This window comes from Delftia sp. ASV31 (assembly GCF_016428765.1).
In the GTDB taxonomy this organism is placed as follows: Bacteria; Pseudomonadota; Gammaproteobacteria; order Burkholderiales; family Burkholderiaceae_C; genus Comamonas; species Comamonas acidovorans.
This window is the reverse complement of sequence record NZ_JAELTK010000013.1, coordinates 1-22536: the sequence shown is the minus strand read 5'-3', so window position 1 is coordinate 22536 and position 22536 is coordinate 1. Positions and strand designations below refer to the sequence as shown.

Genomic DNA, 22536 nt, shown 5'->3' with positions numbered 1-22536 from the left:
AAAGGCGGGATACTGCGGCACTGTCAGCCCACGAATACCGGATTTCCGCAACATGCCCATCAATGAACTGCGCGCCATCGCCACCTTTGCCAAGGCGGTCGAGCTGGGCAGCCTGCGCCAGGCGGCGCTGTCCCAGGGCGTGAGCCCCCAAGCCGCCAGCCAGGCGGTGGCCCATCTGGAGCAGCACCTGGGCGTGCGCCTGCTGCACCGGACCACGCGCAGCCTGGCGCTGACCGAGGAGGGCCAGCGTTTCCTGCAGGACACCCAGCCGGCGCTGGCCGCGCTGGACCGCGCACTGAACCTGGCACGCGACAGCCGCGAGGGCATTGCGGGGCCGTTGCGCATCGTGGGCCCCAAGTCCTGCTTTGCGCCCGTGCTGATGCCGCTGCTCGATGAGTTCTGCCGCCTGCACCCGGGCATCGTCCCCGATGTGCGGCTGGACGACGGCATAGGCAACTGGGTGCTGGACCGGGTCGATGCGGGGTTTCGCATCGGCGCCTCGCCCGATGAAAGCGTGATCGGGCGGCGGCTGTTTCCCGTGCAGCTCATCGTCTGCGCGGCGCCGCAGTACCTGCAGCGCCATGGCGTGCCCCGGTCGCTGGACGAGCTGGCCGCGCACCGCTGCAGCATGTTCCGCCATGCGACCACGGACACGGTGATGCCCTGGTACCTGCCGGTCGATGGCGAGCTCACGCACCGCTACCTGCAGCCGGCCCTGTCCACCAACGATGCCGAGCTGGAGCTGCATGCCGTGCTGGCCGGCCAGGTGCTGGGCCAGCTGTCCAACATCTGCGCGGCCGCGCACATCCGCGCGGGGCGCCTGGTGCCCGTGCTGCTGGCGCATGTCAGCGAGCACATCGGCCTGCATGTCTACTACGGCAGCCGCGACGCGCTGCCCCGGCGCGTGCGTGCCTTCATCGACCTGGCCGTGCAGCGGCTGCAGGACTGCCCGGACTATGTGCTGACCATGGAAGAACTGGAAAGGGCGGCGGCCGCAGGTGCCGCCGCCCTTTCCGGCGGCTGACCGGGATCAGGTCCGGCCGTTCAGGCCAGCTCGATCACGCCAAGTCGATCACGCCAGGTCGAACGGCAGCTTGCGCACGAGCTTGCCCGTGAGCTGCGCCACGGCGTTGGCGAAGGCCGGTGCCAGCGGCGGCAGGCCGGGCTCGCCCATGCCCGTCGGCGGCTCGGCGCTGGGCACGACGTGGACGGCGATCTCGGGCATGTCGGTGATGCGCGGCACGGCGAAGTCGCCGAAGTTGCTTTGCTCCACCACACCGTCCTTGAGCGTGATCGCCGCGCCGGGCAGGCACATGGACAGGCCCATCAGCGCCGCGCCCTGCACCTGCGCCTCGATGGTGCGCGGGTTCACGGCCAGGTTGCAGTGCACGCCGGCCGTGGCCTTGTGCAGCACCGGGCGGCCGTCCTTGACCGAGGCCTCCACCACATAGGCCACCACCGTGTCGAAGGACTCGTGCACGGCCACGCCCCAGGCACGGCCCGCGCGCAGCTGGCGCTTGCCGTAGCCGCTCTTGTCCACGGCCAGCTGCAGGGCCAGGCGATGGCGCGGGTGCTTGTCGCCGAACATCTGCATGCGGTAGGCCACGGGGTCCTGGCGGCTGCTGCGCGCGATCTCGTCGATCAGCGTTTCCATGACGAAGGCCGTGTGGGTCGATCCCACGCTGCGCCACCACAGCACGGGCACGTTGACCTTGGGGTGGTGCACGGTCAGGCGCATGGGCAGCGGATAGGGCTCGCGCATGCCCTCCACGGCCGTGGCGTCGATGCCGTTCTTGATCATGCCGCCCTCGAACATGGTGCCCGCCGTGATGGACTGGCCCACGATGGCGTGGTCCCAGGCCAGCACCTTGCCGCGTTCGTCGAAGCCGATCTTCGCGCGGTGCAGGTGCATGGGGCGGTAGTAGCCGCCCTTGATGTCGTCCTCGCGGCTCCAGACCATGCGCACGGGGGCGCTCAGGCCGGCGCGGCGCGCGGCCAGCGCCACCTGGCAGGCCTCGACCACGTAGTCGCTGGTGCCCACGCCCCGGCGGCCAAAGCCGCCACCGGCCATCTGCACGTGCACGCGCACCTGCTCGGGCTTGAGGCCCAGCACGCGCGCGGCTGCCATGCCGTCCACGCCCGCGAACTGCGTGCCCAGGTAGAGGTCCGCTCCCGCCTCGCCGGTCTCGCCCATCTGCACCGTGCAGTTGAGCGGCTCCATGGGCGCATGGGCCAGGTAGGGGAAGCTGAACTCGGCCTCGATATGGCGCGGCGCCTTGTCCAGCGCCGAGATATCGGCGTCGAAGTGGCGCGCGCCGGGCTGCGCGGCCAGTTCGCGGTACTGGGCCAGCTGGCGTTCGCTGTCCACCTTCTCCACGGCGTCGGTGTTCCATTGCGCCTTCAGCGCCTCGCGGCCCTTGCGCGCTGGCCAGTAGCCGGTGGCGATCACGGCCACGCCTTCGCCGCCACCGTCCACGGGCACGCGCAGCACGGCCTTGACGCCGGGCACGGCACGCGCCGCAGCGTCGTCCAGCGAGGCCAGCTGCGCCTTGAACACGGGCGGGTGTGCAATCACCGCCGTCAGCTGGCCCGGCAGGTGCATGTCGATGCCGAAGCTCTGCTGGCCGCTGCTCTTGGCCCGGGCGTCGATGCGGCCCGTGGGCTTGCCGATCAGGCGGAAGTCCTTGGGATTCTTCAGCACGACGGTGGCCGGCACGGGCTGGGCCATGGCGGCCTGGGCCAGCTCGCCATACGACAGCTTCTTGCCATTGGGGCCGAGCACGAAGCCCTCGCGCGTGCGCAGCGTGGCGGCGTCCACCTTCCACTGCGCGGCGGCGGCGGCCACCAGCATGGCGCGCGCACGGGCGCCCAGCTCGCGGTACTGGGTGTAGCTGTGCTTGAGGGCGGTGGAGCCGCCCGTCATCTGGATGCCGTAGCGCGGATCGGCATAGGCCGCATCGTTGCCGCCCAGGCGTGCGCGGACCTTGCTCCAGTCGGCGTCCAGCTCCTCGGCCAGCACCAGGGGCAGGGCGGTGTGCACGCCCTGGCCGAATTCCAGGCGGTTGATGGCCACGGTGACTTCGCCATTGGGCGAGATCTCCACGAAGGAGGCGGGCTGCTCGGTGGGCTTGAGGCCGGCGGCCTCGCCCTTGCCCGGCGCCTGCGCCTGCGCCATGGCGGGAAACACGCCCAGGGCCAGCGAACCGGCACCGGCGATCTTGAGGAAGCTGCGGCGGGGGATCTGTGCAAGGGCTGGCGCGACGGCGATGGCAGCAGCGGCCTCGTCACGGTCCAGGATGTGCTGCAGGGCGCGCGGCAGTTCGGCGGGGTTGAAGGTGGTCAGCATGCGGCGTTCTCCGTTCAGCCCAGGGTGCGCGCGGCATCGGCCACGGCCGTGCGGATGCGTGCATAGGTTCCACAGCGGCAGATGTTGCCGGCCATGGCCGCGTCTATCTCCTCGCCGCTGGGCTTCTTGCCCTTGGGCAGCGACTTGAGGAAGGCCGTGGCGCTCATGATCTGCCCGCTCTGGCAGTAGCCGCACTGGGCCACGTCGTGGCGCACCCAGGCATCGCGCACGGCGGTGCCCACGCGGTCGGAGCCCGAGGTCATGGCCTCGATGGTGGTGATCTTCTGGCCTGCGGCGGCCGAGATCGGCGTCACGCAGGAACGTATGGCCTGGCCATTCATGTGCACCGTGCAGGCGCCGCACAGCGCCGCGCCGCAGCCGAACTTGGTGCCGGTCATCTCCAGCGTGTCGCGCAGGGCCCACAGAATGGGCGTCTCGGGGTCCAGGTCCATGGAAACGGTCTTGCCGTTGATGGTGAGATCGGTCATCGCAGTCTCTCCTTGTTGTGGGGGCTTTTGGGGATGGGGTCCCGTGGGAGTGTCGCCGTCGCCCGGGCTTGAGGGAAGAGGGCGGATCCGTCGAGGCGCCGACTATAGAAAGGCCATGCCCCCGCCACTAGCCATGTTCCGCTTGAAAGATTGGCAAGAGCAAGTTGCGAATGCCCTTCAGATTCTGTGTGCCCGTGATCCTCTGCCTCCGTGCAGGTTCAATGCACAAACCCACCCTTGATGAACCGCACGGGCTCGGCGTCCATGCGTGCAATCAGCGCGCCCAGGCCGTCGGCCAAGGCGCCAGCGCCGGAGGTGGCCTTGGCCGCCGTGTCCGTGCGGCAGACCAGGTCGTCCTCCGACCAGCCCTGGGCCCCCGGACGCGATAGCGCGCGCAGCCAGCCGCTGCGGTCGCCCAGCCACTGCATGCCCTGCAGCTGGTCCGAGCCGCTGAGCAGGGCCATGGCCTGCCAGGCGCGCGGGTCGTTGACGGTGCAGTCCAGGGCGCTGGCGGCGCGGTTGCCGCCATCGGGCGACAGCTGCAGGCTGACCAGGCGCGGGTCTTCCTGCACCGGGTCGCTGCCTGCCACCACCCTCAGCCGCTGCTGGCGGCTTTGCCAGGTGCTCAGGCGGCGTGCGGGCTGGCCTGCGCACTGCACGGCCATGTCGGGAAGGCCCACGGGATAGGGCCAGTTGCCGGCGATCTGCAGCATCTGGCCTGCGGCGCGGGCCTTCATGAAGTCGATCAGGGCCCAGGCGTCGTCGCTGGACAGTCGGTCGGCCTGGCCGTGTGCCCGTGCGCCGTCGCCAGACTCCACGGGGCGGCGGTCATGAAGAATGGCCCAGAGCAATTCCCCATCGGCGCGGCGCCACAGCAGCGGGCTGGTGAAGTTGGGAGGCCAGACCGGCTGGCTGGCGGCCAGCGGGCCGTGGCCCCGGCCATCGGCGCCGTGGCAGGCCGTGCAGTGCTGGGCATAGGTGGCGCCGCCGCGCGCAATGCTCTCCACGCTGAAGCCCGTGGGCGAGGCATGGAAGCTGGTGGCATGCGCGGGCACCAGGATCAGGTCGGCACGCGGCCAGGGGGCCAGCAGCAGGGCGAGCGCGGCCAGCGCGGTCAGCACCAGGGCCGGCAGGCGGATGCGGCGCAGAACCAGGACCAGCACCAGCGCCAGCACCAGCAAAACGATGGCGGTGGCCACGGCCGCCAGCGACCACAGCAGGCCCCGGGCCTGGCCCAGGTCGATCAGCAGGTTTTCGCCGGACAGGCGCAGGGCCCACGGCCAGGCGGGCTGCCCATCCACCGTGCCGGCCAGGCCCAGTCCGTGCAGCAGCTGCAGCAGGCCGACCTGGGCCTGCTGCATGGCGCCGATCAAGGGGTTGAGCCAGTCGGGGGAGTCGCTGCGTTGCATCGGATCCGGGCGCTACCAGGTCTGGTCCAGGCCCAGGTGGCGCAGGGCCTCGTGGCGCAGCTCGGACAGGCGGGCATGGCCGCGCTGGCGCGGGTAGGGCAGGTCCACATCGATCTCGGCCACGATGCGGGCAGGCCGCTGGCTGAAGACCAGCACGCGGTGGGCCAGGAAGAGGGCCTCTTCCACATCGTGCGTGACCAGCAGCACGGAAAAGCCTGCGCGCTGCCAGATCTTGAGGATCTCGCTTTGCATGGCCAGCCGCGTCAGCGAGTCGAGCTTGCCCAGCGGCTCGTCCAGGATCAGCAGGCGCGGGTCGTTGACCAGGGCGCGCGCCAGGGCCGCGCGCTGGGCCATGCCGCCCGACAGCTGGTGGGGATGGCTGTCCGCGAAATCCTCCAGTCCCACCAGGCGCAGGGCCTCGTCGATGCGGTGGGCCTGGCTGTCCAGCAGGCCGCGTGCCTGCAGGCCCAGGGCCACGTTGCCGCGCACCGTGCGCCAGGGAAACAGCGTGGGGTCCTGGAAGACGACGATGCGTGAGGGATCGGGCTCGGTGATGGCCGTGCCGTCCTGCGCCACGGCGCCAGCCGTGGGCGCGTCCAGCCCGGCCACCAGGCGCAGCAGCGTGGACTTGCCGCAGCCGCTGGGGCCCAGCAGGGCGACGAACTCGCCAGGCCGCACCTGCAGGCTGACCTCGTCGAGCACCTGCAGCGCGCCCTGTCCCTGGCCGAACCAGTGGCTGACGGCCTGCACATCGATGGCCGCGCCGGCTAGGGCCGCCCCTGCGATGGCGGGCGTGGCTGCGGCGTTGGCGGCGTGTTCTGCGGCAATCACCATTTGACGGTTCCCTTCTGCCACGACAGCGTGCGGTCGCGCACGGTGAACAGCAGCGTGATCAGGCCCGAGCACAGCACGGCCATGACCAGCAGCGCCGTGTACATGTTGGCGTAGGCTGCCCAGCCCTGGGCCCACTGCAGATACCAGCCCAGGCCGGCCTTCACGCCCATCATCTCGGCCGTGATCAGCACCGAGAACGAGGCGCCCAGCCCCATGAACAGGCCCACGAAGACCTGGGGCAGGGCGGCCGGGATGGCCACGCGAAGCACCAGGAACCAGGGCGATGCGCCCAGCGTGCGCGCCACGTCGTAGTAGCTCTTGCTGACCGATGCCACGCCCGACCAGGTCAGCACGGCCACCGGAAAGAACGTGGCCAGCGCCACCAGGAACACGGCTGCCGAGTAGCTCGACGGCGCGAAGAAAAAGGCCAGCGGCAGCAGGGCCGAGGCCGGCACCGGCCCCAGGAAGCGCAGCAGCGGATGCACCCAGTAGCCCGCGATGCGCGACCAGCCTATCCACACGCCCGTCAGAAACCCGATCACCGCGCCGAACACGATGCCGTTGAGCAGCAGCCGCAGCGAATACAGCGTGGACAGGCCCAGGCGCTGCCAGTCCTCATGGACCACGTCGATCAGGCTTTGCGGTGGCGCGAAGAATGGCGGTGGCAGCGCGCCGAGCTTGGCCGTCAGCGTCTCCCACAGCGCCAGCAGCAGTGGCGCCGCCACCAGCCAGGCGCCGGCCGGGCGCAGCCAGCGGTCGATGCGCCGTGCTGCCCGTACGGGTCGCACAGGCACCACGGCCGATGCCAGCAGCAAAAGGGCCACGGCTAGGGCGGCAATACCGAATTCCTGCGTGAATGCCCATTCGCTGAAGCCGATCTCCTTGTTGGGCCACAGCAGGGTCAGCATGCCCAGGCCGGCCCAGGCGGCGGCGGCCAGCAGGCCGGTGCGCCAGGGGCCTGCCTTGCGCGTGCCCTGCGCCTGTTCCCGTTCCAGGCCGGGTGCGGCATCCGTGGCGCCCAGGCGCCAGCGTGGTCTTGCGGTGCTCATGCGAGGACGTCCAGCGTGATGTGGCTGGCAAAGCGGCCAGGGTCGGTCTGCTTCTTGAGCACGCCGGCCGTGCGGAAGTCGGCCGCAAAGGCCTGGACCTCGTCGCGCAGCGGCTTGCCGTGCGGATGGTGCTTGAAGGTCAGCTCGGCCAGCAGGCGCTGCAGGTCCTCGACGGGAACCTTGGGCGAGTACCTGGCAAAGATCTTCGCCGTTTCGTTGGGGTTCTCGGCGATGTAGTCCGAGGCCTGGGTCAGCGCGCGCACCACGCTGGCCGCAGCGGGCTTGTTGGCCCGGGCGAACTTTGCGCCTGCGCCGATCACGCAGCAAATGCTTTCGGCGTACTCGTTCTTGGCGCTGTTGCCCAGTTCGAGGAAGGTGCCGGGGTTGCGCTTTTCGATCAGGTAGAGATTCGGGTCGCCGTCGGCGATGGCCTGGATTTCGCCCTTCTTGGCGGCCACATCCAGCAGGTCGGCCGGGTAGACGCGCCATTCGATGTCCTTGTCCACATCCAGGCCGCGCTTGGCCAGGTGGATGGAATAGAACTGCTTTGCCGGGCTGTTGAGATCGGCCACGCCGATGGTCTTGCCCTTGAGCGTTCTTGGGTCCAGCGTGACGCCGGCCGACTTCAGGCCCACCAGGCGCAGGCAGCCGCCGTGCACGCTGCCGATGAGCTTGACATCCAGCCCCGCCTCCAGCGGCTTGATCCAGCGGTGGATCAGGCCCGCGCCCGCATCGGCCTTGCCCGTGGCCAGCGCTTCCAGCAACTGGTCGGCCGAGCCGCCCCAGTTCAGCAGCTCCACGTCCAGGCCGTTGCGCTCGAAGAAGCCGCGCTCCAGCGCCACGGGAATGGGCGAATGGCAGAAGCTGGCCTGGCTCCAGGCAAAGGTGATCTTCTGGCGCGGCTGCGCCCCGGCGCGGCCGCTGAACCAGGCGGCCGAGCCCAGCGCGCCGGCTGCGGCGCCGGCGCGGATCAGGGTGCGGCGCGAGAGCGAGGGCTCGGATGCCTCGGGAGCATCGAGCGCCCCGAAAGCACCGCAATCGGCGCCATGGGCGCAGCGGCTGTCCTGGGTCCTGTCGATCTCGGTCTGGGTCTTGCGGGTCATGGAACTCCCTCCAAAGCAGTTTCGGGACTGCCGATGCTGTCCGCTGGGTGCCGTGTTTCCAACGACGCAAAACGCGCATCCATATGTGCGTGGCAACTAGGAAAGCAACGGCCCGGCGACATGCGCAAACCGAATAAGCGAACGCGTTTTTCTTCGTAGTGCGCAGGACGCGGGCTTCGAATAATGGACTGCATCGACCACTCATACGGAGTCCATGCATGACCTCAGCGACCGGCACCGAGTCCGCCCCGCACGACGCAGCCAGCGATGCGCTGTGGCAGCAGGACACCCAGGCCCTGCACGCCGGCTACCGGGGGCGCGAGCAGCAGCGCAGCGCGGCCGTGCCCATCTACCAGAGCACCTCCTTCGTGTTCGACAGCGCCCAGCACGGCGCCAACCTGTTCGGCCTGGTGGAGGAGGGCGATGTGTACTCGCGCACGGCCAACCCCACGCTGGCGGTGCTGGAGCAGCGCATTGCGGCTCTCGAAGGCGGCGTGGCCGCGCTGGCCCTGGCCTCGGGCATGGCCGCCATCGACGTGGCACTGGCCACGCTGGCCAGTGCGGGCGACCATGTGGTCGTGGCCTCGCAGCTGTATGGCGGCACGCACAACTTCATCGCCCATGTGCTGGCCTCGCGCGGCGTGCAGAGCACGGCCGTGGCCAAGGACGATTTCCAGGCGTTGCGCCGGGCGATAGGGCCGCGCACCAAGGCCGTGTTCGTGGAGTCCGTGGGCAATCCATCGGGCGGCATTGCCGACCTGCGCCAGCTGGCCGACATCAGCCATGCGGCGGGCGTGGCCCTGGTGGTGGACAACACCGTGGCTTCCCCGCTGCTGCTGCGGCCCTTCGACTGGGGCGCCGACCTCGTCGTGCACTCGGCCACCAAGGCCATCGGCGGACACGGCAATGTGCTGGGCGGGCTGATCGTGGACAGCGGCCGCTTCGACTGGGTGGCGCACGCGGGGCGCTACCCGCAGTTCAGCGCGCCCGAGCCGGCCTACCAGGGCTTTGTCTTTACCGAGAAATTTCCCGACCGGGCCTTCATCGCGCGGGCCCGTGCCGTGCTGCTGCGCAACTGCGGCGCGGCGCTGGCGCCGCACAGCGCCTTCCTGCTGCTGCAGGGCCTGGAGACGCTGGGCCTGCGCCAGGAGCGCGCCAGCCGCAACACGCTGGCCGTGATCGATTTCCTGCAGCGCCATCCGCTGGTGGAGCGCATACACCACGCCAGCCAGAGCGGCCACGCCGACCACGCGCTGGCCCTGCGCCAGCTGCGCGGCGGGCATGTGCCGGCGCTGCTGGGCTTCGAGCTGCGCGGCGGCCGCCCGGCGGCGCGCGCCTTCTATGACGCGCTGCGCCTGTTCCTGCGCCTGGTCAACATCGGCGACAGCAAGTCGCTGGCCGCCATTCCTGCCGAGACCACGCACAGCCTGCTCAGCGACGAGGAACTGGCGCGCGTGGGCATTGCGCCCGGGCTGGTGCGCCTGTCCATCGGCATTGAGCACCCGCAGGACCTGCTGGCCGACCTGGAGCAGGCGCTGGAGCAGGCGCAGGGCCATGCGGTGTTGGCTGCCGAACGCGAACAAGACCGCGAACAAAACCGCGATCAGCGCCTGGCGGCCTGAGCGTCCCTTCCTTCCCCCTTCCCTGGCAGCACAGCATGAGCACCTTGACAGCATCCACTCTCGACGCGCCCGCCGCCACAGCGGCAACCCCGGCCCTGCCCGTCATCGATCTGCAGGCCCTGCGTGACCCGGCCACGCAGGCCCAGGCGCTGCGCCAGCTGGCGCGCACGGCGCGCGACACCGGTTTCTTCTACCTGGAAGGGCACGGCATAGGCCGGGACGCATGGCAGGGCATACAGCGGCGCGCGCGCGAATTCTTTGCGCAGCCGCTGGCCGACAAGCAGGCGCTGGCCATTGCCAACACGCGGCACTTCCGGGGCTATACGGCCGTGGGCATGGAGATCACGCGCCAGCGGCCCGACCAGCGCGAGCAGATCGACCTGGGGGAGGAATCGCCCGAGATTCCCGCAGGCCCCGGCGTGCCGGACTGGAAGGGGCTGCAAGGCCCCAACCAGTGGCCGCAGGCCCTGCCCGGGTTCCGCGAGGAGGTGCTGGCCTGGCAGGCGGCAGCGCATGGCGTGGCGCTGGAGCTGCTGCGCCACTTCGTGGCCGCGCTGCAGCTGCCCGAGGGCGCGCTGGACGCCCTGGTCAGCGGCCTGCCTGCGCACCGCATCAAGATCATCCACTACCCGGGCAGCGAGCTGGGCGCAGCAGGCCAGGGCGTGGGCGCGCACAAGGACGGCGGCCTGCTGACCCTGCTGCTGCAGGACGAGGTGGGCGGGCTGCAGGTGGAGACGCCGGCCGGCTGGGTCGATGTGCCGCCGCGCGACGGGGCCTTCGTCATCAACATCGGTGAGATGCTGGAGCTGGCCACCAACGGCTATCTGCGCGCCAACGTGCATCGCGTGCTGGTGCCGCGCGCAGGCGTGCAGCGCTACTCCATCGCCTACTTCCTGGCGCCGCGCCTGGACCTGGGCCAGGTGCCGCTGCTGACCCTGCCGCCCGAGCTGGCCGTGCTGGCCACGGGGCCGCAGAGCGACCCGGACAACCCGCTGTTCAGCCATGTGGGCGAGAACGCGCTCAAGGGCCGCGTGCGCTCCCACCTGGATGTGGCCCAGCGCTTCTATCCCGAGCATTTCGCCCGCCTGCAGGCCCAGGCCCGCGCCGCTGGCCGTGAGTTGCACCCCGGTGCCTATTGATCGACTCCTGTTGATCGGTGCCTGTTGATTCTTGAAAGGACTGTGCGATGGACAAGCGAGTATTTCTGCGGAGACTGGCGGCGGGGGCCTCGGTGGCGGCGATGTCAGGCGCCATCCGGGCCGCGCAGGCCGGCCCGCTGCGCGTGGGCGTGCGCGGCGGCGTGGACGAGGAAATCTGGGAGGTGGTGACCCGCGTGGCGCGCGAGCAGGGGCTGCAGGTCAAGCCCGTGGTCATCAGCGGCGCGGCCAGCCCCAACGAGGCGCTGAACAACGGCGACATCGAGGCCAACTCCTTCCAGCATGTGCCGTTCCTGCGCGACCAGAACCAGCAGCGCGGCTACCGGCTGGTGGCGGCCGGCGACACCTACATCTCGCCCATCGCCTTCTATTCGAAAAAGCACAAACGCCTGGCCGACCTGCCCGCTGGCGCGCGCCTGGGCATTCCCAACGATCCCAGCAACCAGACGCGCGCGCTGGTGGTGCTGCAGGACCAGGGCATCCTGAAGCTGCGCGAAGGCTTCGACCCCTTCAAGGGCACGGCGGGCCTGGCCGACATCGCCAGCTACCAGAAGAAGGTGCAGCTGGTGGAGGCGGCCTCGGTGGTGCTGGCGCGCTCGCTGGACGATCTCGATGCCTCGGCCATCGTCAACAGCTTTGCCTACCAGGCCGGGCTGATCGCCACGCGCGATGGCATTGCCGTCGAAAGGCGCGAGCGCAATCCCTACGTGAACATCATTGCCGTGCACGAGCGCGACCGCGCTGCACCCTGGGTCGCGGCCCTGCTGCGCGCCTACCAGTCTGAGCCCGTGCGCCAGTTCATCGTGAGCAGGTACCAGGGCTCGGTGCTGCCGGCCTTCTGAGGCGTGTAAGGCAATGAAGGTGGAACAGGCGGCGGCCGGCGAGCCCCATGCAATCGATGCGCTGCAGCGGCCGCACATCGTCTTCGAGGGCGTGCGCAAGCAATACCCGGGCACGGGCACGGGAAGGAGCGCGGGCGAGCCCGTGCACGCGCTGCAGGCGCTGAGCTTCGAGGTGGCGCGTGCCGAGGTGTTCGGCATCATCGGCCGCAGCGGCGCCGGCAAATCCACGCTGCTGCGCACCATCAATGCGCTGGAGCGGCCCAGCAGCGGCCGCGTGCTGGTGGACGGCACCGATGTCGCCACGCTGGACGAGGACGCGCTGGTGGCGCTGCGCCGGCGCATCGGCATGATCTTCCAGCACTTCAACCTCTTGTCCTCGCGCACGGTGTACGAGAACGTGGCCCTGCCGCTGCAGGCCGCGGGCTGGCGGCCCGCGCTCGTGCGCGCGCGGGTGGACGAGTTGCTGGCCCTGGTGGGGCTGGCGGACAAGAGCGGCGCCTATCCGGCCCAGCTCTCGGGCGGGCAAAAGCAGCGCGTGGGCATTGCGCGCGCGCTGGTGCACGAGCCCGAAATCCTGCTGTGCGACGAGGCCACCTCGGCCCTGGACCCCGAGACCACGCAGTCCATCCTGGAGCTGCTGCGCGAGATCAACCGCAAGCTGCAGCTGACCATCGTGCTCATCACGCACGACATGGCCGTGATCCGCGAGGTCTGCGACCGCGTGCTGGTGCTGGACCAGGGCCGGCTGCAGGAGATCGGCGAGGTCTGGAAGCTGTTTGCGGCACCGCGCTCGGAGGCGGCGCGTGCGCTGCTGCGGCCGCTGCGGCAGGCCTTGGCGGCGGACCTGGAACTGGTGGCGGCGGCCGATGGTCCGGAGGCCGTCGCCGTGCTGGCCATCGGATGGGCCGACGGCGGCAGCCAGCAGGGCCTGCCGCTGGCGCAGCTTCAGGTGCTGGGCCCGCGTGCCCGTTTGCTGCAGGGGGGCCTGGACTGCATGCGCGGGCGTTCGCAGGGCCGCCTGCTGGTGGGCGTGCCGGTGCAGGATCTGCCGTCGGCACCCTCGCCGCTTTCACCGCTCTCACCCCTTTCACCGGCCGCGCTGTCTTCCCTTCAACAGGCGCTGGGCGCCGATTCACTGCAACTGCTTGGCCATGTCCCTGCCCCCGCTCGATAAATACCTGCAGGCCTTTCTGGAAACCCTGCTGATGGCGGGCGCGTCCTCGCTGATCGCCATCGTTGCCGGGCTGGCGCTGGCCATCGTGCTGCACACCACGGCGCCAGGCGGGCTCTATGCCAGGCCGCGCCTGTACCGGGGGCTGTCGGCGGCGGTGAACATCGGCCGGGCCATTCCCTTCATCATCCTGCTGGTGGCCCTGCTGCCGGTGACGCGCGCCATCGTGGGCACCACGCTGGGCACCTGGGCGGCGGTGGTGCCGCTGTCGGTCAACCTGATTCCGTTCTTTGCGCGCATCGCCCAGGTCAGCCTGGGCGAAGTGGACGGCGGCCTGGTGGAGGCGGCGCGCGCCATGGGCCTGCGCCGCCCGCAGATCGTGCGCCAGGTGCTGCTGCCCGAGGCGCTGCCGGGCCTGATCGGCGGCATGACCGTGAGCGTGATCGCCATGGTCAATGCCTCGGCCATGGCGGGCGCCGTGGGGGCGGGCGGCCTGGGCGACCTGGCCATCCGCTACGGCTACGAACGCTATGAGACGCGCGTGATGTTCGAGGTCATCGTCATCCTGGTGGCCCTGGTGTCGGTGCTGCAGTTCGGCGGCGAGTGGCTGGCGCGCCGTGCCGACCACCGGCGTTCGATCTCTTGAGATGATTTGGAAATAACAGACTGAATTTTTATTATTTTTGGTTTTTTCGACTTGTCTCGACAATGGCCTGCAGCAGCATTCGGGCTGCTGATTCTTTTCCGAGACGCTTCGATGACCCACACCACACGCCCCGCCTGGCCTTCCCCTCTTGCCGGCCGCACTGCCATGAAGCCGGGCGTGGCCATCGTCTGTGGCGTCCACCATGTCCAGCTGTCCTTCCCGGCGCGCGCCCAGGCGGCCATGGAGCGCTTTTATGGCGAAGTGCTGGGCCTGTCTGCCCTGACCGTTGCCGGGCGTCCGGGCCTGAGCTTTCTGGCCGGCGGGCAGCGCATCGATCTGGTGCCCTACAAGGGGCAGTCCGGCGGCACCGAGCGCGCGGCGGGCAACCTGGTGCATCTGGCGCTGACGGTCAGCGACGTGGATGCGCTGCGCCAGCAGTTGCTGGTACACGGCGGCCTGGCGCTGGAGGTGGCGCCCGTGAGCGAGGGCCGGCGCTGCTATGCGCGCGACCCCGCAGGCAATCTGATCGAGCTGCTGGAGCTGCCCCGCGAGGCAGCGGCCGATGCCCCGGATGAGCCGGCCGTGGCCTGTTCGGCCTGAAGCCTCTCGCCGTCCCCCTCTCTCTTTCCTTCCTGCTTTTGCCTTCCACAGGCCCGGGCCGCACCGGCCCCGGGCGGAGCCTTGCCCATGAACTTCCAGCAACTGCGCTATGTGCGCGAAACCGTGCGCCGCGGCTACAGCCTGACCGAGGTGGCCCACACGCTGCACACCTCCCAGCCCGGCGTGAGCCGTCAGATCCGCGAGCTGGAGGAAGAACTGGGCGTGGAGATCTTCATCCGCGCAGGCAAGCGGCTGACCGGGCTGACGCCGCCCGGCGAGGCGCTGCTGCCCATCGTCGAGCGCCTGATGCTGGAGGCCGACAACCTGCGCCGCGTGGGCGCCGACTTCAGCGCCAGCGAGCAGGGCCGCCTGTCGATTGCCGCCACCCACTCCCAGGCCCGCTATGCGCTGCCCCATGTGGTGCGCGACTTCCGCCAGCGCTATCCGCAGGTGCGCCTGCACCTGCACCAGGGCTCGCCCGAGCAGGTGGCGCAGATGCTGCGCAGCGGCGAGGCCGACATCGGCGTGGCCACCGAGGCGCTGGCCGGCTATGAAGGCCTGGTCGCGCTGCCCTGCTACCGCTGGACGCACGGCGTGGTCGTGCCGCCGGGCCACCCGCTGCTGCAGTCGCAGCAGGCGCTGACGCTGGAGGCGCTGTCGCGCTTTCCCATCATCACCTACGAGCAGGGCTATACGGGCCGCGCCCACATCGACGAGGCCTTTGCGCGCGAAGGCCTGGAGCCCGACGTGGTGCTCACGGCCATGGACGCCGACGTGATCAAGACCTATGTGGAGCTGGACATGGGCGTGGGCATCGTCGCCTCGGTGGCGCTGGATGCCGAGCGAGACCAGGGCCTGCGCACGCTGGACGCCGGCCACCTGTTCGAGGTCAACACCACGCGGCTGGGCCTGCGCAAGGGCGCCTGGCTGCGCGGCTATGCCTATGCCTTCATCGAGACCTTCGTGCCCACGCTGACGCGCGAGGTGGTCGAGCAGGCCGTGCGCCAGGGCGTGGAGCCAGAGTAGGCCGGCCTCAGCCCGGCTCGCGCGCCATCTCCAGCAGGGTGTCGCCGGTCACGCGGTAGCGGATCCACTCGGTCTGGGGCAGGGCGCCCAGGCGGTCGTAGAACTCGATGGAGGGCAGGTTCCAGTCGAGCACGCTCCACTCGAAGCGGCCGCAGTCCTTCTCGACGGCGATCTGCGCCAGCCGGCGCAGCAGCGCCGTGCCCGCGCCCAGGCCGCGCGCCTCGGGCGTGACGTAGAGGTCTTCGAGGTACAGGCCGTGGCGGCCCTGCCAGGTCGAGTAATTGAAGAAGTAGACCGCAAAGCCCACGGGCTGGTCGCCATGCAGGCAGATCAGGCCGAAGACGGCGGGGTTGTCGGCAAACAGGGTGCGCTTCACATGCTCTGGTGTGGCCAGGACTTCATGCTCGGCTTTTTCATAGACGGCGAGTTCGCGCACGAAGCGGACGATGAGCTCGGCGTCATCGGGGGTGGCGGGTCGGATCTGTAGGGTGGTAGTCATTCAAACGCGGGGGAACACGGGAAACACGGTATTGCGGCGCAAGATGGCGCCGCAATCTCCGGTTTTAGCCGATTTTCGCGCCCGTGTCCGCCAGGGGCTGTTGCACCGGAAGGGGCAGGAACTGGCGCAGGATCTGGAAGTGGTCCTCGAAGAACGCGCTTTCCATGGCGGGCAGGTCGCAGACGGCCACCCAGCGCGCCAGTGCCGCATCGTCGCCGCCCTGCACGGGCGGCAGCGAGGGCAGCACGCCCAGGTCCAGATAGTGCACATGGGTGATGGTGCGCCCGCGCAGGCTGCGGTCGGGATGGTCGAAGACCTGCACGGACTGCAGGGCCGCCTGCAGGTCGGCCTCGCTGAGCGTGGAGCAGGTCTCCTCGCGCAACTCGCGCAGGCAGGACTGCCACAGCGTGTCGCGCGGCTCCAGGAAGCCGCCCGGCAGCGCCCACAGGCCCAGGCCCGGGGCATGGCCGCGGCGTATCAGCAGGATGTGGTCCTGTTGCGCGCCTTCGTGCGGCACGCGGCAGCGCAGCAGTGCGTCCACGGTCACGAAGACGGGCGGGTAGGGCGCCGCAGCCCAGGCCTGGCGGTACCGGGCCAGCATGCGCCATTCCTCGCACATCTGCGCATGGACGGGCGTGGTGGCCCATTGGCGCAGGAACTGCAGGGTGGCGGGCGGCACCTGGGCGGCCAGGGCCTCGAAGTCCACGCCGGATTCGCCGAAGTAGATGTCGCGCAGCGGCGTGGCGTCGAACTGGCCCAGGCGCGGCAGGCTGATCAGTTGCCAGCGCGGAAAGCGCGCCAGGTAGCCGCTGGTCGCATCCTTGAAATGGCCGACCAGGGCCACGCTGGCGCCTTCGGGCACGCAGGACTGCACGGCCTGCTGCACGGCCTGTACCCACAGCGGTTCGTTGTAATAGTCGCGCACGGGCACGCAATGCAGGCGGGCCGCGTCGGCCGGCGGCAGCGCCTCGCGCAGCATCTGCGCGCGTTCCTGCCAGCTGAAGGGATTCTTGGGATTGGGCGCCTGCATGGCGCTGCCCAGCACGACGACGATCTGCTCGGCACGCTCCAGCGCCGCGCGCAGCAGGGCCATGTGGCCGTTGTGCAGCGGCTGGAAGCGCCCGATCAGCACGGCGGTGTGCACGCGCTCGCTGGTGGCCGGGGTTTCGGTGGGGGCGTCCATGGCGGCAGTCTCTTGCATAAACAGGCTCGGTGGCTTCACTCTGGCTTCATTCGTAGTGGGCGGCAATGGGCATCTGGCGGCCCGTGCCGAAGGCGCGCGGGCGCACGCGCAGTATGGGCGGGGCCTGGCGGCGCTTGTACTCGCTGCGGAAGATCATGCGCTTGACGCGGTCAACCAGCTCGGCACTGCCGGGTTGGCCCAGCAGCTGGGTCACAAAGCGCTCGGCCGTGCCGTATTCGGCGGTGGACAGGTGCCGGCCTTCGATGGCGTATTTGAGGATTTCGTCCAGCACCGCATAGGGCGGCAGGCTGTCCTCGTCCTTCTGGTCGGGCGCCAGCTCGGCCGAGGGCGGCTTGTCGATGATGGCCTGGGGAATCAGCTCGCGGCCCGCACTGTGGTTGATGTGGCGCGACAGCTCGAAAACCTCGGTCTTGTACAGATCGCCCAGCAGGCCCAGGCCGCCGTTGGTGTCGCCATACAGCGTGCAGTAGCCCACCGATATCTCGGACTTGTTGCCCGTGGTCAGCAGCAGGTGGCCGAAGGCGTTGGAGTACTCCATCAGCGTGGTGCCGCGGATGCGTGCCTGCAGGTTCTCCAGCGGCAGGCCCTGCAGCGGCTGGCCGAAGCTGGCCTCGAACTGGCGCGCATAGCCGTCGACCAGCTCGCGGATCGGGTGCTCGTGCAGCGTGATGCCCAGGTTGCGGCACAGGATCACCGAGTCATCGACCGAGCCGCTCGACGAAAAGCGCGAAGGCATGGTGACGGCCACCACGTTGTCCGCGCCCAGGGCCTCGGCCGCCAGGGCCAGGGTCAGTGCGCTGTCGATGCCGCCCGAGCTGCCCACCACCGCGCGCGTGAAGCCGCAGCGGCGCGCATAGTCGCGCAGGCCCAGCACGATCTGGCGGCGGTAGAACTCCATGGTGGGCAGGCCTTCGGCCGGCACGCTCATGCAGTGCTGGCCGGCTGCGTCGAGGAAGCGTCCGTCGTCGAACTGCAGCGTGCGCAGGTCTTCGACAAAGCGCTCGGCCTCGAAGACCACGCCGCGCCCGGGCTCCACCGCGAAGGAGGCGCCGTCGAACACGATCTGGTCCTGGCCGCCGATCTGATTCACATAGAGGATGGGCAGGCCGTGGCGCGTGGCCGCCTGGCCGAAGATCTCGTGGCGCTGCTCGCGCTTGCCCAGGTGGCTGGGGCTGGCGTTGATGCTGACCACCAGGTCGGGCGCGGCGTCGGCCATGCGCGCGAAGGGGTTGGTGGCGTAGTCGGCACCGGCGTCGTTCCAGCCGTCCTCGCACACCAGAAAGCCCACCTGGGCCTGGCCTATGCGCAGCACCTTGGCCGCGTCGGGGCCGGGCTCGAAGTGGCGGCGCTCGTCGAAGATGTTGTAGGTGGGCAGCAGCTGCTTGTCGTAGCGCAGGCGCACGGCGCCGTCCTTGAGCACCAGCAGGCTGTTGTGCAGCGGCTTGCCGGGCCCGCTGGCACGCGTGGGCGCGCCGATGACCCAGTGCAATTGCGGCCACTGGCGCGTGGCCTGCAGCAGCTGCTGCAAGCCTTGCTCCAGGCGTTCGCGAAAGGCGGGCTCGTCCAGCAGGTCGCCAGGGTAGTAGCCGCACAGCGACAGCTCGGGAAAGACCAGCAGGTCGGCCTGCGCGCGCGCGGCGCGGGCAGCGGCCTCGGCCATGCGGGCCACGTTGCCGGCGATGTCGCCGACGGTGGGGTTGAGTTGGGCAATGGTGATGCGCAGCATGAATGGAGCTTTGGCGGTGTCGGGCGGTATCAGACGGCGACAGGCTGGGCCAGGCCGAAGACCTGGCGCAGATAGGCCAGATAGGTTTCGTCGTTGCACAGCGTCTTGCCCGGCGAGTCCGAGATCTTGGCCACGGGCTGGCCGTTGGCGTGGGTGAGCTTCATCACGATGTTGATGGTCTCCAGCCCCATGTCGTTGGTCAGCCGCGTGCCGATGCCGAAGCCCAGCTGTATGCGGTCGGCAAAGCGCTGGTACAGGGCCAGGGCCGTGTCCAGGTCCAGCCCGTCGGAGAACACCAGGCGCTTGGCCTGGGGGTCTATGCGCAGCTTCTGGTAGTGGGCGATGGCCTTCTCGCCCCAGGCATACGGGTCGCCCGAGTCGTGGCGCAGCCCGTCGAAGAGCTTGGCGAAGTACATGTCGAAATCGGCCAGGAAGGCATCCATGCCCACGGTGTCGGTCAGGGCCACGCCCAGGTCGCCCCGGTACTCCTGCACCCAGTCCTCCAGCGCGGCGATCTGGAAGTCGCGCAGGCGCACGCCCTGGGCCTGGTAGCTCTGCAGGTACTCATGGGCCATGGTGCCTATGGGCACGATGCCGAAGTCGCGAGCCAGCAGCACGTTGGACGTGCCCTTGAACCACTGCGCCGTCTGCGTGGCAAAGGCCTGGACCACCTCGCGCTGCCAGGCGCCCGAGAAGCGCCGGCGCACGCCGAAGTCGAACAGCTCGAAGGGATTGCGCAGCCTGGCCTCGCAGGCCAGGTGGCGCAGACGCTCGATCTTGCCGGCCAGGCGCCTGCGGCCTTCGGCCAGCGCCGCCTCGGCGTCGAAGCGCCGGAAATACAGCTCGTTGACGATGGCCAGCACATAGATCTCGAAGCCCATCACATGGACCTGGGGGCCCTTGGCCTCGATGTGCAGGGTGTCGCCATCGGCCCAGGCACGGATGAAGGCGCGCTGGAACTGGAAGATGCGCAGAAAGTCGATGAAGTCGCTCTTCATGAAGCGCAGCCCGCCCAGGTAGGCCAGGTCTTCGGGCGTGAAGCGCAGCGCGCACAGGGCGTCCAGCTCGCGCTCCACCTCGGGCAGCAGCTCGGCCAGCGGGAAGGCCGTCTTCGTGCGGCAGACGAATTCGTATTCGGCCTCGGTCTGGGGATTGCGGTGCAGCATGGCCTGCCACATCGTGAATTTGTAGAGATCGGTGTCGAGCAGGCTGGTGATGATGGGGGCCATGGTGCGATGCTGGGGAAACAGGAAAGGGGGCTGCGCGCAGGAAGGAGGCCTGGCCCCTACAGGTGGAGTTCTTGGCTGGAGGCCAGCCGCAATCCGCGGGCCTGCATGGCTGCCAGGAAATCATGGTGCGCAGACTCGAAGCCCGGCACCGGGCTCATGGCGTCATGCATCAGCACGATGCGCTCAGGATGGGGAAGGTGCTCGACCAGATGCTCGACCGTGGAGCGCACGCAATGGCTGCTGGCCTCGCCAGCAACGACCAGCAAGTCGGCCCGGTCCAGCCGCTCCAGCAAGGCAGTGTTCAGCAAGGTCGCCGGATCGGCCGGGTCCGGCACCTCGGCCTGCAGGGCGCTGTAGTGCTCAGTCCAGGGATTGAGCCCCTTGAAAACGTTGTACACGGCGCGTTGGCGCTGCTGCTGCCAGTCGCCGCAGGCCGCCAGCACATCGGCATGGATACCGTGGCCCCAACTGCCCACCTCGCAGTGCACGGGCCAGACCATCAGCGTGTAGCGGCTGTTGGCTTCGAGTGCATCCAGATATTCCAGGCTGCGCTGCAGCGCCTCGGCGTTGCGCGGCCGGAACACTCCCGCCCGCACCTGCGCCGCCGTGATCGCGGTGAACGGTGCCACATCGCCGCCGTCACCCTGTTGCCAGAAAGCCGGATGGGCGATGTCGTAGCGCTGGTGCGAGTCCAGCGTCACCGTGATGGCGTCAATTCTCGCCCCGTCGCGCCGTATCCAACCGGCAAGCCGCTGCATGTCGGCATGGGCGCCCGCCACGGGCAGGCTGGGACGTTGCCCGCCAGGACACCAGTCCTCAGGCAGATCGCAGAAGTCGTTCTGGGGGTCTATGACCAGGAGCTGGGTGGTGGCAGATGGCATGGGTGAGTGCACGAAAGCAACAGCGCGGACATGTATCAGGTGAGTGCTTCAGTGTAGTGCTGCCAGAACCCCGTCTGCATTCAAGGCTGTGATCCTGGATGTCTGGTTTTTTGGCGAAGGAATGCCGCGATTCCCTGTCATGGGGCAAGGCGGGGCAAGCAGGGCCCGTTTGTTCCGAACATGATGCAGAGAGCTGCAATAGGAGGTTTCACGTATTTCGCGAATGGTTTGGCTTGTCTCAGACCGCCACTGCGCTGCTTTCAGGCGTGCCCTGCTTCAACCGAACAGACTCATTCGGTGGCTCTTGATTATCAATATGGCATCCCTTCAGGTAACAACAACTTTTATGGGTATGGGTTTGGCTGCGCTGATTCTGTACCTGATCCGGCGCGACCATCTCTACCTCATGCACGGGCTGCTCTGGGTGGTCGTTGCCGTGGCTGCCGTCGTGCTGGGCGTCTGGCCCGGGATGATCAACCGCCTGGCAGCGGTGCTGGGCATCAGCTATCCACCAGCCATGCTGCTGCTGCTGGTCAGCATCGTCCTGCTCATCAAGGCCCTGCATGCCGACATGGTCAACACCCGCATTGAGCGCGATGTGCGGCGGTTGAATCAGCGGTTGGCGATGGTGGAGGCTGATGCTGAGGATTTGCACCAGCCTCTTTCCAACAAGACCCCGTCATGAGCACACCCTTGCTTCCCGTCATCTTTTGTGGCGGATCTGGAACCCGCCTGTGGCCACTGTCCCGTGAGAGCCACCCAAAGCAATATCTGGCGCTCCACGGGGACGGAATCTCCATGTTGCAGAAAACTGCCAGGCGCTTGGATGGCATGGCCGAACATATCCCGAAGGCTGCTCCCGTCGTGATATGCAATAACGAGCACCGCTTTTTGGCGGCGCAACAGCTGCAGGAGGCCGGAATAGAAGGCTCCAAGCTGGTGTTGGAGCCCGTTGGTCGAAACACTGCCCCGGCCTTGACCCTGGCGGCACTGGTCGCAGAGCCTGAAACCGTAATGCTGGCCATGCCTGTAGATCACGTCATTGCCAGGCTATCGGACTTTCACAAGGCCGTGGCTGTGGCTTGGCAACTTGCCAAGGATGGCGCCATGGTCACGTTTGGCATTACACCCAGCCGTCCAGAGACTGGGTATGGCTATATACAGAAAGCAGAAGCCGTCGATTGCGGCGCGTTCGCGATACGCAGCTTTACTGAAAAGCCCAGCCGTGAATTGGCCGAAAATTATCTGCGAAGCGGCGACTATCTTTGGAACAGCGGCCTTTTCATGGTGCGGGCAGACCAATGGCTCAAGGCTGTCGCAGAGCTGCAGCCGCAGATGCTGCATGCTTGCCAAGCCTCGTTAATCCAGAGCAGCCAAGATATGGACTTTATCCGTCCCCATGGCGAGCTCTTCGCCAGTTGCCCTTCCAAATCGATCGACTACGCAGTAATGGAACATCTACCAGGCAACAAAGCTCTGGGAATTCTTGCTTCGGTGGTTCCTATGGATGCGGGCTGGTCCGACCTGGGGGCCTGGGACTCTCTTTGGGACGTGTTGCCGCGTGATGCATGTGGCAATGCCCATGTAGGCCACACGCTGGCCATTGATACTAATGACAGCCTTCTCTTCCTGTCTCTTATACACATCTAAAAGGGGGGGGGGGGGGGGGGGGGGGGGGGGGGGGGGGGGGGGGGGGGGGGGGGG

At 68.7% G+C, this 22536-nt stretch carries 21 protein-coding genes; 10 read left to right on the top strand and 11 right to left on the bottom strand.

Translation table 11 applies throughout. The features are described from left to right. Positions 1-52: 52 nt before the first annotated feature. The gene (locus tag JHD82_RS07070) at positions 53-1024 is read left to right on the top strand and encodes a LysR family transcriptional regulator (RefSeq protein ID WP_199135828.1); all 972 of its coding nucleotides are present in this window, start codon (positions 53-55) and stop codon (positions 1022-1024) included. A gap of 48 nt (positions 1025-1072) precedes the next feature. Here JHD82_RS07070 and JHD82_RS07065 read toward each other — a convergent pair whose 3' ends face one another. The 6 genes from JHD82_RS07065 to JHD82_RS07040 form a co-directional block, all read right to left on the bottom strand. After that, a complete protein-coding gene (locus tag JHD82_RS07065; protein WP_199135827.1) occupies positions 1073-3346 on the bottom strand; it encodes a xanthine dehydrogenase family protein molybdopterin-binding subunit in 2274 nt (757 codons plus the stop codon). A gap of 14 nt (positions 3347-3360) precedes the next feature. Further along, positions 3361-3834 (bottom strand): (2Fe-2S)-binding protein, encoded by a 474-nt coding sequence (locus tag JHD82_RS07060; RefSeq protein WP_012207419.1) that lies wholly within the window; start codon positions 3832-3834, stop codon positions 3361-3363. 218 nt (positions 3835-4052) lie between these two features. Then, on the bottom strand, positions 4053-5243 hold the full coding sequence (locus tag JHD82_RS07055) for a cytochrome c (protein ID WP_199135826.1): 1191 nt from the start codon (positions 5241-5243) through the stop codon (positions 4053-4055). 12 nt (positions 5244-5255) lie between these two features. After that, a complete protein-coding gene (locus tag JHD82_RS07050; protein ID WP_016450923.1) occupies positions 5256-6077 on the bottom strand; it encodes an ABC transporter ATP-binding protein in 822 nt (273 codons plus the stop codon). Continuing rightward, positions 6071-7126, bottom strand: a complete 1056-nt coding sequence (locus JHD82_RS07045) for an ABC transporter permease (protein WP_199135825.1) — start codon at positions 7124-7126, stop codon at positions 6071-6073. The genes JHD82_RS07050 and JHD82_RS07045 overlap by 7 nt, the downstream gene beginning before the upstream one ends. Continuing rightward, complete coding sequence (locus tag JHD82_RS07040; protein ID WP_199135824.1) at positions 7123-8229, bottom strand: ABC transporter substrate-binding protein; 1107 nt, start codon at positions 8227-8229, stop codon at positions 7123-7125. Before JHD82_RS07040 ends, JHD82_RS07045 begins: the two co-directional genes overlap by 4 nt. 218 nt (positions 8230-8447) lie before the next feature. Here JHD82_RS07040 and JHD82_RS07035 point away from each other — a divergent pair, with 218 nt between their 5' ends. The 7 genes from JHD82_RS07035 (at position 8448) to JHD82_RS07005 (ending at position 15293) form a co-directional block, all read left to right on the top strand. Then, entirely contained in the window at positions 8448-9851 is a 1404-nt protein-coding gene (locus JHD82_RS07035; RefSeq protein ID WP_199135823.1) for an O-acetylhomoserine aminocarboxypropyltransferase/cysteine synthase family protein, read from the top strand. Between the two features lie 35 nt (positions 9852-9886). Continuing rightward, a complete protein-coding gene (locus JHD82_RS07030) occupies positions 9887-10990 on the top strand; it encodes an isopenicillin N synthase family oxygenase (protein WP_047326487.1) in 1104 nt (367 codons plus the stop codon). A gap of 47 nt (positions 10991-11037) precedes the next feature. Continuing rightward, complete coding sequence (locus JHD82_RS07025; protein WP_199135822.1) at positions 11038-11850, top strand: MetQ/NlpA family ABC transporter substrate-binding protein; 813 nt, start codon at positions 11038-11040, stop codon at positions 11848-11850. A gap of 13 nt (positions 11851-11863) precedes the next feature. Then, on the top strand, positions 11864-13024 hold the full coding sequence (locus JHD82_RS07020) for a methionine ABC transporter ATP-binding protein (protein ID WP_199135821.1): 1161 nt from the start codon (positions 11864-11866) through the stop codon (positions 13022-13024). Beyond that, positions 13002-13667, top strand: coding sequence for a methionine ABC transporter permease (locus tag JHD82_RS07015; RefSeq protein WP_199135820.1), 666 nt, complete (start codon positions 13002-13004; stop codon positions 13665-13667). Before JHD82_RS07020 ends, JHD82_RS07015 begins: the two co-directional genes overlap by 23 nt. 111 nt (positions 13668-13778) lie before the next feature. Beyond that, entirely contained in the window at positions 13779-14267 is a 489-nt protein-coding gene (locus JHD82_RS07010) for a VOC family protein (protein WP_012207409.1), read from the top strand. 87 nt (positions 14268-14354) lie between these two features. Beyond that, positions 14355-15293: a CysB family HTH-type transcriptional regulator gene (locus tag JHD82_RS07005; RefSeq protein ID WP_013800726.1), complete on the top strand. Its 939-nt coding sequence runs from the start codon at positions 14355-14357 to the stop codon at positions 15291-15293. Positions 15294-15300: 7 nt separating this feature from the next. Here JHD82_RS07005 and JHD82_RS07000 read toward each other — a convergent pair whose 3' ends face one another. From JHD82_RS07000 to JHD82_RS06980, 5 genes are all read right to left on the bottom strand, one after another. After that, positions 15301-15792, bottom strand: coding sequence for a GNAT family N-acetyltransferase (locus JHD82_RS07000; protein WP_012207407.1), 492 nt, complete (start codon positions 15790-15792; stop codon positions 15301-15303). Between the two features lie 64 nt (positions 15793-15856). Then, positions 15857-16975: a bifunctional nicotinamide-nucleotide adenylyltransferase/Nudix hydroxylase gene (locus tag JHD82_RS06995; RefSeq protein WP_199135819.1), complete on the bottom strand. Its 1119-nt coding sequence runs from the start codon at positions 16973-16975 to the stop codon at positions 15857-15859. Positions 16976-17021: 46 nt separating this feature from the next. After that, a complete protein-coding gene (locus JHD82_RS06990) occupies positions 17022-18722 on the bottom strand; it encodes an NAD+ synthase (protein WP_199135818.1) in 1701 nt (566 codons plus the stop codon). Positions 18723-18751: 29 nt separating this feature from the next. Then, the gene (gene pncB / locus JHD82_RS06985) at positions 18752-19951 is read right to left on the bottom strand and encodes a nicotinate phosphoribosyltransferase (protein WP_012207404.1); all 1200 of its coding nucleotides are present in this window, start codon (positions 19949-19951) and stop codon (positions 18752-18754) included. Positions 19952-20007: 56 nt separating this feature from the next. Continuing rightward, positions 20008-20832 (bottom strand): cysteine hydrolase, encoded by an 825-nt coding sequence (locus JHD82_RS06980; RefSeq protein ID WP_199135817.1) that lies wholly within the window; start codon positions 20830-20832, stop codon positions 20008-20010. 316 nt (positions 20833-21148) lie between these two features. Here JHD82_RS06980 and JHD82_RS06975 point away from each other — a divergent pair, with 316 nt between their 5' ends. Further along, positions 21149-21517, top strand: a complete 369-nt coding sequence (locus tag JHD82_RS06975) for a DUF2304 domain-containing protein (RefSeq protein ID WP_199135816.1) — start codon at positions 21149-21151, stop codon at positions 21515-21517. Beyond that, the gene (locus JHD82_RS06970) at positions 21514-22482 is read left to right on the top strand and encodes a mannose-1-phosphate guanylyltransferase (protein ID WP_233174654.1); all 969 of its coding nucleotides are present in this window, start codon (positions 21514-21516) and stop codon (positions 22480-22482) included. Before JHD82_RS06975 ends, JHD82_RS06970 begins: the two co-directional genes overlap by 4 nt. Positions 22483-22536 lie beyond the last annotated feature (54 nt).

Coding starts and splice junctions, on each gene's coding strand:
- JHD82_RS07065 (WP_199135827.1), bottom strand. CDS start 3,346: ATGCTGACCACCTTCAACCCCGCCGAACTGCCGCGCGCCCTGCAGCAC.
- JHD82_RS06975 (WP_199135816.1), top strand. CDS start 21,149: ATGGCATCCCTTCAGGTAACAACAACTTTTATGGGTATGGGTTTGGCT.
- JHD82_RS07040 (WP_199135824.1), bottom strand. CDS start 8,229: ATGACCCGCAAGACCCAGACCGAGATCGACAGGACCCAGGACAGCCGC.
- JHD82_RS07020 (WP_199135821.1), top strand. CDS start 11,864: ATGAAGGTGGAACAGGCGGCGGCCGGCGAGCCCCATGCAATCGATGCG.
- JHD82_RS07000 (WP_012207407.1), bottom strand. CDS start 15,792: ATGACTACCACCCTACAGATCCGACCCGCCACCCCCGATGACGCCGAG.
- JHD82_RS07045 (WP_199135825.1), bottom strand. CDS start 7,126: ATGAGCACCGCAAGACCACGCTGGCGCCTGGGCGCCACGGATGCCGCA.
- JHD82_RS07005 (WP_013800726.1), top strand. CDS start 14,355: ATGAACTTCCAGCAACTGCGCTATGTGCGCGAAACCGTGCGCCGCGGC.
- JHD82_RS06995 (WP_199135819.1), bottom strand. CDS start 16,975: ATGGACGCCCCCACCGAAACCCCGGCCACCAGCGAGCGCGTGCACACC.
- JHD82_RS06990 (WP_199135818.1), bottom strand. CDS start 18,722: ATGCTGCGCATCACCATTGCCCAACTCAACCCCACCGTCGGCGACATC.
- JHD82_RS06980 (WP_199135817.1), bottom strand. CDS start 20,832: ATGCCATCTGCCACCACCCAGCTCCTGGTCATAGACCCCCAGAACGAC.
- JHD82_RS07055 (WP_199135826.1), bottom strand. CDS start 5,243: ATGCAACGCAGCGACTCCCCCGACTGGCTCAACCCCTTGATCGGCGCC.
- JHD82_RS07035 (WP_199135823.1), top strand. CDS start 8,448: ATGACCTCAGCGACCGGCACCGAGTCCGCCCCGCACGACGCAGCCAGC.
- JHD82_RS07030 (WP_047326487.1), top strand. CDS start 9,887: ATGAGCACCTTGACAGCATCCACTCTCGACGCGCCCGCCGCCACAGCG.
- JHD82_RS07060 (WP_012207419.1), bottom strand. CDS start 3,834: ATGACCGATCTCACCATCAACGGCAAGACCGTTTCCATGGACCTGGAC.
- JHD82_RS07050 (WP_016450923.1), bottom strand. CDS start 6,077: ATGGTGATTGCCGCAGAACACGCCGCCAACGCCGCAGCCACGCCCGCC.
- JHD82_RS07070 (WP_199135828.1), top strand. CDS start 53: ATGCCCATCAATGAACTGCGCGCCATCGCCACCTTTGCCAAGGCGGTC.
- pncB (WP_012207404.1), bottom strand. CDS start 19,951: ATGGCCCCCATCATCACCAGCCTGCTCGACACCGATCTCTACAAATTC.
- JHD82_RS07010 (WP_012207409.1), top strand. CDS start 13,779: ATGACCCACACCACACGCCCCGCCTGGCCTTCCCCTCTTGCCGGCCGC.
- JHD82_RS07015 (WP_199135820.1), top strand. CDS start 13,002: ATGTCCCTGCCCCCGCTCGATAAATACCTGCAGGCCTTTCTGGAAACC.
- JHD82_RS07025 (WP_199135822.1), top strand. CDS start 11,038: ATGGACAAGCGAGTATTTCTGCGGAGACTGGCGGCGGGGGCCTCGGTG.
- JHD82_RS06970 (WP_233174654.1), top strand. CDS start 21,514: ATGAGCACACCCTTGCTTCCCGTCATCTTTTGTGGCGGATCTGGAACC.